This is a genomic window from Alcanivorax sp. (assembly GCF_017794965.1).
Lineage (GTDB): Bacteria > Pseudomonadota > Gammaproteobacteria > Pseudomonadales > Alcanivoracaceae > Alcanivorax.
In genome coordinates this window covers 2620687-2634674 of sequence record NZ_CP051240.1, presented here as the reverse complement: position 1 = coordinate 2634674, position 13988 = coordinate 2620687, and the positions used below count along the sequence as shown (strand labels likewise).

The following is a 13988-nucleotide window of genomic DNA, read 5'->3' as shown; positions in this document are numbered from 1 at the left end:
TGTAGGAGCGCCGCTTGAGGCGCGAACCGTGCGTCAGTACAGGGTGGATCGCCACATGGCTCGTTACTCTGGCAGACTGACAGCTATGGCCTCTGTGTTACCTGATAATCAGACAAGAACAAGGCGCCCATGACTACCGAACCGACCCCCGCCATCACCGTTGTCGCCGCCATCATTCGTGGTGAAGATGGGCGCATCTGCTTGAGCAAGCGCCCGGACAACAAGCATCAGGGCGGACGTTGGGAGTTTCCCGGAGGGAAGGTGGAAGGGGGGGAGCCGTTGTCAGATGCCTTGGCCCGTGAGCTCCATGAGGAGCTGGGAATGGAGGATTCCCATTCCTCCCCGTTCATGACGATAGCCCATCAGTATCCCGACCTGCATGTGACGCTGCACTTTCGTGATGTGACTGCCTGGCAGGGCAGCCCCGTGGGACGGGAAGGGCAGCAGGTGGACTGGTTTACTCTTGAGCAGCTACCCGGCCTGACGTTTCCGGCGGCCAATCAGCCGGTGGTCACGGCCATTACCTTGCCTCCTCTGCTGGCCATTGCACCTGATAGCTTTTCGCTGGAACAACTGCTGGCCGGTATCAAGCAGCTAGACCCGGTCCGCACGGGCCTCTACCTGCGCAACTGGACCCACCACCCTGCCAGAGACACGGTGCTTGGGGCCTGTGCCGACCAAGGGCTGAAAGTCTGGCTGCGGGCGGACTCGCCGAAAGGCTTGGCAGGCGGTATTCCAGAAGGCGTGTTTGGATTGCATCTGCCCGGACAGGTGCTGGTTGACTGTGATCGCCGCCCGGATTTCGGTGGTGTGGTGAGTGCGGCCTGCCATCATCAACAGGCGCTGGACAAGGCGGTATCGCTGGGCCTGGATAGCGCCCTGGTGTCCCCGGTCAATCCCACCGCCACCCACCCTGACCAGCCTGCACTGGGCTGGGAGAAGGCAGGGCAATGGGCCACGGGCCAGCCGTTGGCCTGTTACATGCTGGGCGGGGTCGGGCCGGAGGACATCAGTCGTGCCCGGGAGCATGGGGCGATGGGGGTGGCAGGGATTCGTGCCTTCTGGCCACGTCTTTCTCCGTAGGAGCTTGCCTGCAAGCGATCCGAGCCCAAGCGAGGTAAGGATTCCAGAAGCGCATTTAATGAGTAGGAATGCCTCGCCAAGGCTTGGATCGCCTGCAGTCAGGGTTATTCGCTACGCTCACCCCTTCGGGGCCGCACTGCGTGCGCTACTCCGCTACGCTACGTTATACATAGAGAAGAGAGCGAGGCCTAGTCCTCAAAATCTGCCCCAGGCATTTCCGGGTCCCCCGGAATCGCATGGCGCTCCGCCGCCCAGTCTCCCAGATCAATCAGTTTGCAACGCTCACAACAAAATGGCCGCCAGGGATTGTTATCCCAGCGAGTGAGTGTCTTGCATTGAGGACAGGGGTAGGTCTGCGTGGTCTTCTTGTCGGTCATGAGAGGCCGTTGACAGTTGATAGTGGACAGCGAAAGGCTGGATTTTAACGCTTTTGGGATCAATATCGTAGGGCGGAAATTGGCGTGAGCCAATCTCCGCCGTTGTGCAGGCGGGTGGAGATGCCTGAGGCATTTCCACCCTAAGAATGATTGCTGGCTAGCTCCAAATAGCGCTTGTGCAGCGCATCCAACTCGTCATGCAGCTTTTCCAGCGAACCATGGTTCTCCACCACATCATCCGCCTGGTCCAATCGCTTGGTGCGTTCCAGCTGTGCTTTCATGATGGCGGCGACCTGCTCCTCGGGCACATGATCCCGGGCCATGGTGCGCTTTACCTGCAGCTCGGCAGGGGCATCAATCACCAAAGTGCGGTGGACCAGATCTTTCTGGCTGGTCTCGAACAGCAAGGGGGAAACGAGAACGGTATAGGGGGATTTACTGCCGGCAATCTGGTTGCGCAGCTCCTGACCGATGGCCGGGTGGGTAATGCCTTCCAACGCCTTGAGAGCATCGGGATCAGCAAACACGATCTCACGCAGGGCTCGGCGATCCAGAGAGCCATCCTCGGCAATCACATGATCCCCGAAACGTTCGGCAATCGCCTTGAGCGCCGGTTTGCCCGGCTCCACCACCACCCGCGATGCCAAATCCGCATCAACGATAGTGACACCCAGCGTTGTCAGGTAATCCGTAGCAGCGGTCTTGCCGCTACCAATACCACCGGTAAGTCCGATTACGAACACGTTTGGAGTCTCCTAATCAGGCCGAAAGAAGTTAAAGCCTGCTGGTTTATATTAGCGCCTGAGTGAGGTTGGCAGTTGATAGAGGTAAGTTAACCTTTTCCTGTCATCGAGACGGGAAGGGTTTTAGCTATTCACTATTCACTGTTAACTATTAACTGAGCTTGTACATTTCCAGGTACGAAGTGACGATGGTATCGCCCCACAGCAGGGCGATCCAGCCGGCGGTGGCCAGGTAGGGGCCGAACGGGATCTGCACGCGTTTTTCGCCGCCAAGCAGCATGCCCCCCACCGCAAACACCAACCCGACCACGGAAGAGAGCAGGATGATCAGCGGCAGATACTGCCAGCCCACAAAAGCCCCCAGGGCGGCCAGCAGCTTGAAGTCACCAAAGCCCATGCCTTCCTTGCCGGTCATGAGCTTGAACAGCCAGTACACGCTCCACAGGGACAGATAGCCCGCCATGGCGCCGATCACGGCATCCTGCAGCGATACCGGCGACACCCCCAGCAGGGCGGCCAGCAAGCCTGCCCACAGCAGCAGCAGGGTCATGGAGTCCGGCAGCAGGGTAGTGTCGGCATCAATCATGGCCGCAGCCAGCAGCAGCCATGAGGCAAACAGGGTAAAGACCAGCCAGCCACCATAACCGAAGTGCCAGGCACAAACGCCAGCCAGCACACCACTCACAATCTCAATAAGTGGGTAGCGCTTGCTGATCGGGGTCTTGCAGTCCTTGCACTTGCCACCCAGCAGCAGCCAGCTCACCACCGGCACATTCTCGTACCAGGCAATGGCATGGCCGCACTTGGGGCAGCGCGACCGCGGCGTGACCAGATTGAAGATCGGCTGAGCGCCCTCGTCCGGCAGTTCGAGAATTTCCCGCGCTTCCGCACGCCATTCCCGCTGCATCATCTCCGGAAGCCGGTAGATCACCACATTCAGAAAGCTGCCCACCAGCAGCCCCAGAACAATACAAAGCCCAACCAGAACGGTTGGGCTTGCTTCAAGAAGGTTCAGTATTTCACTCAAGAGAATTAGCCTACAACGTTACCCATCTGGAAGATCGGCATGTACATGGCGACGAGGAGGCCACCGATGACAACACCCAGCACGGCCATAATCATTGGCTCCATCATGCTCGTAAGGCCATCAACAGCATTGTCCACTTCTTCCTCGTAATAGATGGCGACTTTTTCCAGCATAGCATCCAGAGCACCGGACTCTTCACCGATGGCGGTCATCTGTAAGGCCATGGCAGGAAAAACACCGGTGGAGCGCATGGCAAACTGAAGTTGCTGCCCTGTCGCTACATCATCCTTCACTTGCAATACTGCATTTCGGTAAACCACGTTGCCGGTGGCACCAGCACAGGTTTCCAATGCCTCGATTAACGGCACACCAGCTGAAAATGTTGTGGAAAGCGTGCGTGCATAACGCGCGATGGTTGATTTAAACGTCAGATCGCCAACGATGGGCAGTCTCAGCAATAACCGGTCTATTGCATCTGCAAATGCCTGAGAGCGCTTTTTTAATTGGGTAAAACCGACGATGAAGCCGACAAACAATAAGACAATGAGAAGGAAGTGTGCCTGAAGGCCGCGAGATAGGCCGATAACAAACTGGGTAAAGGCGGGCAATTCCGCGCCAAAACCCGCAAACAGTTCCTCAAACACCGGTACCACCTTGATCAGCAGGATGGCGGTAACGATAACTGCTGCCGAAACCACGAACATGGGGTACTTCATGGCTTTCTTGATCTTCTGCTTCAGAGCTTCACTTTTTTCCTTGTAGATCGCTACCCGGTCCAGCATGGTTTCCAGTGCACCGGATTGCTCGCCGGCATCAATCAGGCTGCAGTAGAGGTCGTCAAACTGATCGGGGTGTTTCTGCAGGGCACTGGCAAAGTTGCCGCCCGCTTCCACATCCATTTTCAGTTGAAGAACCACCTTCTTCATCGACGGGTTTTCAAGGCCGTCAGCAACAATTTCGAAGGCCTGTACCAAAGGCACCCCCGCACGCATCATGGTAGCCATCTGACGGGTAAAGATGGTGATATCAATGCTTTTGATCTTTTTATCACCACCGATCTTGATTTCCCGTTTTCGAACGACCTTCTTGGCATCAATCCCCTGCTTGCGCAGTTCAGCGCGGACAATGGACGGTGCCTTGCCGGTGGTTTCGCCCTTGACGCGGGTTCCCCTGCGATCAGTCCCTTCATAGAGAAAGGTGACGTTTTGTTGTGCTGGTTTACTGGCCATAATCAATGTCCACTCGTTACACGGCTGACTTCTTCCAGACTGGTCACGCCATGCATCACTTTTACAAGACCTGAACGGTACAGGTCGTTAAAACCATCTTTGCGGCACTGGTCGCCAATTTCCAGTGAGTTGCCTTCTTCCATGATGATTCGGGAAATGCCGTCAGTGATCTTGACGACCTCGTAGATCCCCACTCGCCCCTTGTACCCATTCTTGCATCTGTCACAACCCTGAGGGCCGTAGACAGTAAAACCGGACTGGATATCTTCGTCAGTGAAGCCCATCTCACGGAGAGAAGTTTCGGGTATGTCCACTGACGTCTTGCAGTGTTCGCAGAGTCGGCGGGCAAGACGCTGTGCAATGATCAAAATAACGGAGGTAGCAATGTTGAAGGAAGGCACCCCCATGTTCCGCAAACGGGTGAGGGTCTCCGGGGCGCTGTTGGTATGCAGGGTAGATAATACCAGGTGTCCTGTCTGGGCGGCCTTGATGGCGATATTGGCTGTCTCCAGATCTCGAATCTCCCCCACCAAGATGATATCGGGGTCCTGCCGCAGGAAGGCGCGTAGCGCTGCGGAGAAGTCCATGCCTTGCTTGGGATTCACATTGACCTGATTGATGCCATCCAGATTGATTTCCACCGGGTCTTCGGCGGTGGATATGTTGCGCTCCGGTGTGTTGAGGATATTCACCCCGGTATACAGGGAGACGGTCTTGCCGGAGCCGGTGGGTCCGGTGACCAGAATCATCCCCTGGGGTTTGTGCAGGGCATCCATATACAGCTGTTTCTGATCGTCTTCATAGCCCAGAGCATCAATTCCCATTTTGGCGGACTCCGGGTCCAGGATCCGCAATACGATCTTTTCGCCAAACAGGGTGGGGCAGGTATTCACCCGGAAATCGATGGCCCGGGTCTTGGAAATTTTCAGCTTGATTCGCCCATCCTGCGGGACTCGTCGCTCGGAAATATCCAGTCGGGACATGACCTTGAGGCGCGCGGATAGTTTGCTGGCGATATTGATCGGCGGCTTGGAGACAGTCTGAAGGATGCCATCCTGACGGAAACGCACCCGGTATGTTTTTTCATAGGGCTCGAAATGGAGATCCGATGCCCCGCCCTTGATTGCATCCAGCAGCAGCTTGTTTACGAAGCGAACAATGGGGGCATCATCCGAGCCAGACTGGGTTTCATCATTCTTGTCCTCGGCCGCTGAGACATCCAGATCGTCGAGACCATCATCCAGATCTTCGAAGGCGGAACCCTCGGCCTCGGATTCCAGGTTGTCGATCCATTGGGTTAGCTTGTCTTCCTGAACAATCACCGTCTCGATATTGAGGCCGGTATTGAAGCGGATTTCCTCAAGAGCGGGCAGGTTGGTCGGGTCGGATACCGCCACAAAGAGACGGCTGCCACGTCGGAAAAGCGGAAGAACGTGGTGTTTGGTGATCAGCTTGGGGTCGACAAGATCCTTGATCAGGCTGTCCCGAGAGAAGGCTGAGAGATCGAGAACCGGGTCACCAAACTCGTCAGCGGCAGCACAGGCAAGGGATACAGAGGGAACCTTGCCGTTTGCCACAAGATGCTGGATCAGGCTGATACGATCCTTCTTTGCCTGCTCGATAGCGGAACGTGCTTCATCCTGTGTCAGTAGCTCTTGGCGTACCAGCCGCAAAGGGAGGCCGCTAAAAGGGATGTTCTGAGACGTCATGGCAACCTGCTTGTTTATGCTTAGAGTTGTGGGGGTGCCCAATAATTTATTCTTAACATACCCCTTGATGGGGGTACAGTGAAGTCTGAAACTCTAAAAATCAGCATCTTGCCACATTTATTTCACCCGATAGTTGAGGAAAAGGCCCGCGAAAGCTGGCTTGGTGACAGGTTATGTTTGCATCTGGCAAATTTCGTCACTCTCTGGGGTGGGGAAAGGCTTGAGGGGCGGTGGCTCCAGGTCTGGCCTGTGGCTTGATAGGGCGAGATGGATAAATTGGCCCGCTAACTGCATTGGTGTACGGAATTGCACAGAACAACAATGAAGTGGCGTCAATGCATGGGGCTGCCGTTGAGGGGGGTAGGGCATGAAGATGAACAGGATAGGTCAAGAAGGGTTTACCCTGATTGAATTAATGATTGTGATTGCCATTATCGGTATTCTGGCCTCGATTGCTTTACCCTCTTACCATAACTACACACAGAAATCGGCGAATGGAGCCTGCCTGGCTGAGGCCAAGGCCTACATGGGGACTGCTGTTGCTGATATGGCTGACAGTCGCTCTCCCACCGCTTACGTTCCCACGGCCTGTGATGGTGGGACTTCTGTAACCCTGTCTACGGCTGACTACAGCAGCGGGTCTTCGGTAACATTTAATGCCGCCAGCAAAGGAAATGCTGGTCTCCTGGCTAATACCATCTGTGATGCCGGTAAAGGTTCGTGCCGTCTTGATGACTAGACGAGCAAAACAATTGGGTTTGTAAAAAGGGCGCTGAGAGGCGCCCTTTTAATATGTTTGGCCGCCAGGGATGGCGCGGAGGCTGGGCGATTGAACGGCGGAGAAGGGGTGACGCTTCTTGCTCATGGGCGACAATATTTGTCACTTTTTTGGCCTTGTGTGACGCTTATTGGTCGCGAGAGTAAAAGCAGAAAACGAGTGTGGTCCAGTAAAAACGGCTTACTCAGGGGGCTGAGGGGCCTCAGAAAAAAGTTGGCCCGCTACCTGCATTAGTTCACAGTAGATGCTCGCCGGGGGTGAGCTCATGACAAGATTTGCCAATGATTGGAGAGAACACATGAAGAAGCAAACTCAGCAGGGTTTCACCCTTATCGAACTGATGATCGTTATTGCGATTATCGGCATTCTGGCCGCCATCGCCCTGCCGGCCTACCGTGATTACACTCAGCGCTCTGCCAACGGTGCCTGTCTGGCAGAAGCCAAGGCTTACATGGGTACCGCTGTTGCGGATATGGCTGATAGCCGCGCCCCAACTACTTATGAAGCCAGTGCTTGTGAGAGCATTAGTACAACTCTGGATACCAGCGACTACAATAATGGCACTTCTGTTACCTTCGCTGCTACTACAAAAGGTAATGCCAATCTGAAGTACGATACCATTTGTGATGCAGGTAAAGGTTCCTGTCGCCTTGATGATTAATATTTCATAAGGTTGTCTGAACCAGCAAAAAGCGCCGAAAGGCGCTTTTTGTGTATATGGAGGGTCTGCTTGTGATTGATTGTGAGCTGGGCTGTGGGTGGCAAGCAAAAGGCGAATCGATTGAAGAATAAACAATTGTGGGCTGTGGGTATGGCCTGTACACCCGCGTTACTAGTGGCCATCAGCGGAATAGCTGTGTTGCTTCCAGGGCTTGGCGGCGGATTTATGCTGGATGATATGCAAAGTATCGTTCAGAACAGTGCCGTTCATCTTGTTGAAATTGAAAGCCTTGATGATCTTTTATATGCCGCCTATAGCTTTGATCCAGGTGGTGGAACGCGCCCATTGGTGATGCTCAGCTTCGCGTTGGATATCTTGCGCTCTGGGCTGGACCCCGTTGCGTTTAAAGTTACCAACATCGTTATCCATGCTCTGACCAGCTTTATATTGGTTTTTTTCTTTCAAAAAATTTTGATGTTGGCTGCTTGGCCAGCAAAAGAGATAAGGTTTCTTGCGCCCTTGCTCGCCTTGATTTGGGCTGTTCACCCGCTACAGGTTTCATCTGTCCTGTATATTGTTCAAAGAATGCAGATAATGGGCACTTTGTTTGTGGTGCTCTCGCTTCTTTCATACTTGTCTATGCGTCAGAGCAACATCCAGGGTGAAGAGGGAAAGCGGCAAGGGCTCCTGGTGATATTGTTTGGATTAATTGCATTTGCCTGTAAAGAAGATGCTGTTCTTCTGCCCGTCTACTTTTTTGTAATTGAGCTGACCATTTTGAATTTTGTTGCCAAAGACCCGTCGAGGCAGAGATTGTTGAAGTGGGGTTATGGTGCTTTCTTTATTGCCGGAGTGCTTGCTTATTTCTTCATTGTCGTACCTTACTACTGGTACTCGGATTGGTATCCTGGGAGAGATTTTTCCACTATTGAAAGGCTGTTGACCCAAGCTAGGGTGCTGTGGATGTATCTGGCACAGATAGTATGCCCGTTGCCTTCGATGCTGCTGTTCAATTATGACCACTTTCCTGTTTCAGAAAACCTGTGGCAACCGATAACTACGTTACCAGCCATTGCAGGCTTGGTTGCTTTGCTGTTCTGCGCCTTGCGATGGCGGAAGGTTTTCCCTGTGTTCTCTCTGGGAATTTTGCTTTTTTTTGCGGGCCATTTTTTGACCAGCAACGTTATTGGGCTTGAGATGGTATTTGAGCATAGAAATCACTTTCCGCTAATTGGGATTGTTTTGGCTGTTGCTGCATTGATGGCGGCCATAATACGTTCAATGAAGTTTCCGAAATGGGTTGTGATATCAGTACTTTCGTGTGTCTGTATTGCAGAGGTCGGAGCGGCAACCTATCGCGCTTATATTTGGGGTGATGAATTAAGACGGGCTGAATATAACGTGAGTATCGCTAACGGTTCAGAGCGCGCTTGGCTTGATTTGTGTACATCGCATTTCAGGTTGCGACAGAAAGGGGCGCATGACCCTCATTTGATTATGGCTATCGATTTTTGTCAAAGGGGGGCTGACAGGATTAGTGATTCTGTGGTGCTGATGAATAATGTGGTTATCTACAAGACAATCCAGGGCTCAGTAACGGAGCAAGACTGGAATGCGTTGTTGGAACGTTTAGAGCGTGCTCCAATGACAGTGCAGAATAAAAGGGTTCTTTGGGTAACACTGAATAATGTAGATTATGGGCTTATTGATGATGAAAGAAAGATATTAAAAGTTATTGATATTGTGACAGGGAAAGCAAAGCTTCGTTCCCATGAATATTTACGAGTCGCAGCATATATTTTTAATGATACACATGAGCCTATCAAGGCATTGCCATTTCTTCAGTCTGCAGTAGCCCAGTCTTCATTGGATGACCCTGAAATACAGAAAATGCTTTCTCAGCTTAAAGCGATTGGTCGTCAAGATTGGGTGGACAGGATCCTGGAAGTAAATGAGAGAAATGAGAAGCATAATGATGAACTCTGATCTTCTTTCGATAGTGCTGCCTGCAAAAAATGAAGCTGCTGCCGTTGGTGAAACAGTAAGAAAAATACGTGAGTGCTATCCAGAGGCAGAAGTTATTGTCGTTGACGATGGATCAACTGATGATACCGCCGGGATTTCTGCAAGCGCCGGGGCAACAGTTGTGCGTCACCCTTACAGTAAAGGCAATGGAGCAGCGATCAAGACAGGTGCTCGTGCAGCAAGGGGTGACGTGATTGTTTTTATGGATGCTGATGGTCAGCACAACCCTGAAGATATTCAAAGACTATTGGCTAAGATGAGTCGTGGCTTTGATATGGTGGTTGGGGCTAGACAGTCGGGTTCTCAGGCAAGCCTTGGTCGAGGTCTGGCCAATGGTTTTTATAATGGCCTGGCAACCTATATGACTGGACAAAGAATTGAGGACCTTACCTCTGGGTTTCGTGCCGTTAAGGCCGATAAATTCAGAGAGTTTCTTTACTTGCTTCCGAATGGTTTCTCATACCCGACAACTAGCACAATGGCATTTTTCAGGGCGGGCTACTCTGTAGCCTATGAGCCTATACATGCAGCAAAACGAATAGGGAAAAGCCATATTCACTTGTTAAAAGATGGCGTTAGGTTTCTGTTGATCATATTCAAGATAGGGACATTATTCTCGCCGCTTAAACTCTTTCTTCCTATTGCCGTTTTTTTGTTCATCTTGGCGACATCTTGGTATGGATATACATTCTTCTCAATTGGTCGATTCACGAACATGAGCGCATTGCTATACACGGGCGGTGTGATGGTTTTCCTGATGGGGCTCATATCCGAACAAATAACGGCTTTAATGTATAAGGATAATGGTTGATGGCTGTTGCCACGATCCCACCCTTTCTATAGCTATAACGCAGTCCATTGTGAGAATGAGTCTCGTCCATGCATAGTTCAGTTTTTTAATATGCTAGCAAGTAGAATGGATTGTTTTTTTGTGAATAACTCCCTTGGGCACTATTCGATCTTGGAGTTTTTCTCTTCGGTAGTGTGCCTTGGGAGTGTGATTCGCCGAAATTTTCCTCCGCTTATTATTAAAGAAGAAATCACTCGATCGAATTGAGTCAGTAAGAGTATGGAAGGCTTGATGGTATGCCGGTCTCGGAGGAATGATGAGTTTGCGGAGTCGGTTGATTAAAAACTTTTTGAGCGTTGGTGTGATTAACGCTTTTGCACTCCTTGTCGGTTTTTTGGTAAGTGTGCTATTGGCAAGATCATTGGGTGTTGAGGTTTTTGGGCAGTACTCCTTTATTATGTCGCTGGTGCCACTTTTGGCGTTGCCGATAGCGGCAGGGCTTCCGCAGTTACTTACCAGAGAAATAGCTGGCTATATCGAGCTAAAGCAGTGGGGGCTTTTCCAAGGAGGGATCAAATCTGCATACTCTTGGGTGGGTTTGAGTTCTGCGGTTCTTGTTCTGGTCTGTTTTGTTTTTTTTCTGTCGGGACTTATTCCTCTGGCGGGCTATGGCTTCGTGATTCCTTTGGCTTTGCTTCTTGTCGGGCTTAATGGATTGAACGCTGTCAGACAAGGTATTATGAGAGGTTTGGGGTCGCCTTCAATGGCGGTGCTTCCTGAAATGCTAGTTCAGCCACTACTATTGCTTGTCTCTCTGTTTGTGCTCAATACCCTGTTTGATTTGAATTTGCTTGCTGCTCTGAGCGCCCATGTTGTGTCGGCTTTATTTGCCATGATCTCTGCCGTAGTTATTTTACGGAGGTTGTTGCCAGAAGAGGTGCATGGGCCAGAACCAGAGTTCAGGAAAAAACAATGGTTGAAAGCACTACTTCCGTTCGGTTTGCTTCAGATTTTTGCAGTGTTGAATCTTAACATTGGAACTGTGCTTGTTGGGTTTTTGAGTACAGATGCGGAAGTGGCGGCAATGCGAGTTGCTGAAAAGTTTTCGCAGCTTATTGTGCTTCCGGTGATTATTTCTAACTTCGTTATTGCTCCACATATTGTTGTTGCGTGGAAGAAGCGCGATATGGAAAGGATGCAATTGCTGGCGCGACACTCTGCGAGAGCGACTTTTCTTCTTTGTTTGCCATTCTCGATGGCTTTCATTCTTTGGGGTGAACCATTGCTTTCGCTTGTTTACGGCGAGGCTTTTGCAATAGCTGCCCAGCCGCTGAGTATTATTGCTTTTGGTCAGATAGTGAAAGGTTTCTGTGGCCCGGTTGGAATTTTGTTGACTATGACCAATCATGAGGGTGAGACCTTGAAGTGTCATATTGTGGCTTTGCTTGTTTCTGTTAGTTTGTGTCTTCTCTTGATCCCTCATTATGGTGCATCGGGAGCGGCAGTTGGTATTAGTGTTGGATTGGTGGTATGGAATGCTATGCTTGGCATTTCAGTTTACAGAAATTTGAGGATAAAGCCGTCTGCAATCTAGGGATTTGTTTTTCATGATTAGGGATACTTTCAATTACGGCTTTAACAAAGCGAAAAAATTGATACCCCATGGCGGGCGTAGACGTAAGACTGCTCTTTGGATGGAGCAATTTGAGGCTGTTCACGATTTCTCTGATTTTACCGGGGCTGGAGGGCGTCAGTATGTGATCTGCTCTACACCAAGGTCTGGTAGCCATTATCTTGGCCACTTGTTGTATTCGACAGGCAAATTTGGTTATCCGTTGGAGTATTTTAACCCGGTCAACATTCCATTCTGGCAGGATAGGGCGGGAAAAAAGAATCACATTGATTATATTCTAAGGAAACGCACCTCCCCTAACGGCTGTTTTGGAATAAAACTGCACTGGTCGCAACTGGAGTTGTTTTGTCGGTTTCTTGATCAGAAGTCAGGGCTAGATCTGTCCGATTTCTCTTTCGTTTTCCTGACCAGGGAAGACAAGCTTTCTCAAGCTGTATCAGCGGCTAGAGCACAGCAGAGTGGGGCATATATATCTGATGTCGAGGAAAGGGGAAAGCTTAAATATAATCGGAAGTTGATTCAAAAAAAACTCTCCAGGACGATCAATGATGAGGCTTCCTGGAGGTATTTTTTTGCCTTGAATGATATTGGTTTTCTGGACTTGAAATTTGAGGATGTTTGCAGATCGCCAGATGAGGCTGTTATGAAAATTGCCAAGCATGTCGGTATTGCGGACAGTGATATTCACGTGAATCAAGCATACTTGAAAAAGCCTCAGTCAGATAACCTTAACTCTGAGTGGAAGAGGCGCTTTATTGAAGAGTCAAGCCTGTATCGGTCAACCGGTAAGGGTTGGTTGGGATGAAGAGGATTGGCTCCTATGTATCGAGTCAGTAAATGAAGGTCTATTACTATAAATCGGCCAAGGGTAACTTTGGCGATGATCTTAATGAGTGGATTTGGGACGAGCTGCTTCCTGGTTGTTTTGATGGTAATGAGGATTATTTATTTTGTGGAATAGGAACAATCATCAATTCAGTCTTGATGCCCAAGCATAAAAGGTGGGTCGTATTTAGCAGTGGGGCAGGGTACGGTGCCCCGCCTGAAAGTTTTGGCGATGATAACTGGGATATTCTTTGTGTCCGTGGTCCACTAAGTGCCCGCGTTCTGGGTCTAAGTGACGACAAGGGCGTTACTGATGGTGCGGCACTGCTCAGCTTGCTGCCAGAGTTTCAGCCAATTCCTGAAACTGAGCGAAAAGGTGTTGTTTTTATACCGCATCACAAGGCTCTCCAGTCCGGCCTCTGGGAAGAGGCTTGTCGACGCTCTGGTGTTGGTTTCGTTAATCCCGAGGATGACGCTAGAACGGTCATACATAGAATACGTCAATCAAAGCTGGTTTTGGCAGATGCTATGCACGCGGCAATTATTGCCGATGCTATGCGAGTGCCATGGGTGCCAGTGGTGAGCTCCGATCATATCAACACATTCAAGTGGATCGACTGGACTGAAACCATCAATGAAACTTACAAGCCTTGGATTTTGGGAAGTAGTTCTTTGCGAGAATCGGTGCGTAATAAATCACTGCGACTGTATGGTGATTGCTATTTTATGAATGAATCCAAGCCTGATGTGGTTATGGATGAATTTTATCGGATGAAAGTCTACAAAAGCAGGCGGTGGTGGCCGCTCTATGAATCTTTGTCGCGCACTGTATTTTACAAATTTCCTGATAAGATATTGGCATTTGTGGAGCGGTTTTTTTTTGCTGCGGTCAATGAACGATATATTAGTTCTGCTGCAGAGAGGCTGGCGGAGGCGGCACGGTTTGGTGGGCAGCTGAGTGATGAAGATGTTTTTCGTCATAATGTCAAGAAGCTAAATGATCTTCTTGTCAAAGTGAAGTCGCGTTCTGGTAAAAAAGAATAAGAGGGTTGTGAGTCATTTTCTGGTATGAATTGTCGCTTCTTTTTACTATGCTATCGTTGTCGAT

The 13988-nt window shown here is 50.5% G+C and carries 12 protein-coding genes and 1 pseudogene; 8 read left to right on the top strand and 5 right to left on the bottom strand.

Going from position 1 to position 13988, the window contains the following annotated elements; all coding sequences use genetic code 11:
* The first annotated feature begins 129 nt into the window (after positions 1-129).
* The gene (locus HF945_RS11510) at positions 130-1083 is read left to right on the top strand and encodes a Nudix family hydrolase (RefSeq protein WP_290522746.1); all 954 of its coding nucleotides are present in this window, start codon (positions 130-132) and stop codon (positions 1081-1083) included.
* 188 nt (positions 1084-1271) lie between these two features.
* Here the strand turns inward: HF945_RS11510 and yacG are convergent, their stop codons facing one another.
* The 5 genes from yacG to pilB form a co-directional block, all read right to left on the bottom strand.
* Complete coding sequence (yacG, locus tag HF945_RS11505; protein WP_290522745.1) at positions 1272-1460, bottom strand: DNA gyrase inhibitor YacG; 189 nt, start codon at positions 1458-1460, stop codon at positions 1272-1274.
* A gap of 140 nt (positions 1461-1600) precedes the next feature.
* Complete coding sequence (gene coaE / locus HF945_RS11500; protein WP_290522744.1) at positions 1601-2203, bottom strand: dephospho-CoA kinase; 603 nt, start codon at positions 2201-2203, stop codon at positions 1601-1603.
* 151 nt (positions 2204-2354) lie between these two features.
* Entirely contained in the window at positions 2355-3230 is an 876-nt protein-coding gene (locus HF945_RS11495; RefSeq protein WP_290522743.1) for an A24 family peptidase, read from the bottom strand.
* Between the two features lie 5 nt (positions 3231-3235).
* A complete protein-coding gene (locus HF945_RS11490; protein WP_290522742.1) occupies positions 3236-4459 on the bottom strand; it encodes a type II secretion system F family protein in 1224 nt (407 codons plus the stop codon).
* A gap of 2 nt (positions 4460-4461) precedes the next feature.
* The gene (gene pilB / locus HF945_RS11485) at positions 4462-6168 is read right to left on the bottom strand and encodes a type IV-A pilus assembly ATPase PilB (protein WP_290522741.1); all 1707 of its coding nucleotides are present in this window, start codon (positions 6166-6168) and stop codon (positions 4462-4464) included.
* Between the two features lie 373 nt (positions 6169-6541).
* On the opposite strand from pilB, the gene HF945_RS11480 reads away from it, so the two are divergent.
* The 7 genes and pseudogenes from HF945_RS11480 to HF945_RS11450 all read left to right on the top strand — a co-directional run bounded on the left by HF945_RS11480 (position 6542) and on the right by HF945_RS11450 (position 13924).
* The gene (locus HF945_RS11480; RefSeq protein WP_290525410.1) at positions 6542-6907 is read left to right on the top strand and encodes a prepilin-type N-terminal cleavage/methylation domain-containing protein; all 366 of its coding nucleotides are present in this window, start codon (positions 6542-6544) and stop codon (positions 6905-6907) included.
* 337 nt (positions 6908-7244) lie between these two features.
* A pseudogene (locus tag HF945_RS11475) lies at positions 7245-7361 on the top strand (prepilin-type N-terminal cleavage/methylation domain-containing protein); the annotation flags it as partial.
* Positions 7362-7727: 366 nt separating this feature from the next.
* Positions 7728-9593 carry a hypothetical protein gene (locus HF945_RS11470; protein ID WP_290522740.1) on the top strand — a complete coding sequence of 622 codons (1866 nt, stop codon included), beginning with the start codon at positions 7728-7730 and terminating at the stop codon, positions 9591-9593.
* Positions 9580-10443: a glycosyltransferase family 2 protein gene (locus tag HF945_RS11465; protein ID WP_290522739.1), complete on the top strand. Its 864-nt coding sequence runs from the start codon at positions 9580-9582 to the stop codon at positions 10441-10443. Before HF945_RS11470 ends, HF945_RS11465 begins: the two co-directional genes overlap by 14 nt.
* A gap of 313 nt (positions 10444-10756) precedes the next feature.
* Positions 10757-12016 (top strand): oligosaccharide flippase family protein, encoded by a 1260-nt coding sequence (locus HF945_RS11460; protein WP_290522738.1) that lies wholly within the window; start codon positions 10757-10759, stop codon positions 12014-12016.
* A 13-nt stretch (positions 12017-12029) separates the two neighbouring features.
* Complete coding sequence (locus HF945_RS11455; protein WP_290522737.1) at positions 12030-12860, top strand: Stf0 family sulfotransferase; 831 nt, start codon at positions 12030-12032, stop codon at positions 12858-12860.
* A 32-nt stretch (positions 12861-12892) separates the two neighbouring features.
* Positions 12893-13924, top strand: coding sequence for a polysaccharide pyruvyl transferase family protein (locus HF945_RS11450; RefSeq protein WP_290522736.1), 1032 nt, complete (start codon positions 12893-12895; stop codon positions 13922-13924).
* Positions 13925-13988: the final 64 nt, after the last annotated feature.

Excerpts from the sequence above, each read along its gene's own strand:
- HF945_RS11465 (WP_290522739.1), top strand. The coding sequence starts at position 9,580 with ATGATGAACTCTGATCTTCTTTCGATAGTGCTGCCTGCAAAAAATGAA.
- HF945_RS11490 (WP_290522742.1), bottom strand. The coding sequence starts at position 4,459 with ATGGCCAGTAAACCAGCACAACAAAACGTCACCTTTCTCTATGAAGGG.
- HF945_RS11510 (WP_290522746.1), top strand. The coding sequence starts at position 130 with ATGACTACCGAACCGACCCCCGCCATCACCGTTGTCGCCGCCATCATT.
- HF945_RS11480 (WP_290525410.1), top strand. The coding sequence starts at position 6,542 with ATGAACAGGATAGGTCAAGAAGGGTTTACCCTGATTGAATTAATGATT.
- yacG (WP_290522745.1), bottom strand. The coding sequence starts at position 1,460 with ATGACCGACAAGAAGACCACGCAGACCTACCCCTGTCCTCAATGCAAG.
- HF945_RS11455 (WP_290522737.1), top strand. The coding sequence starts at position 12,030 with ATGATTAGGGATACTTTCAATTACGGCTTTAACAAAGCGAAAAAATTG.
- HF945_RS11450 (WP_290522736.1), top strand. The coding sequence starts at position 12,893 with ATGAAGGTCTATTACTATAAATCGGCCAAGGGTAACTTTGGCGATGAT.
- pilB (WP_290522741.1), bottom strand. The coding sequence starts at position 6,168 with ATGACGTCTCAGAACATCCCTTTTAGCGGCCTCCCTTTGCGGCTGGTA.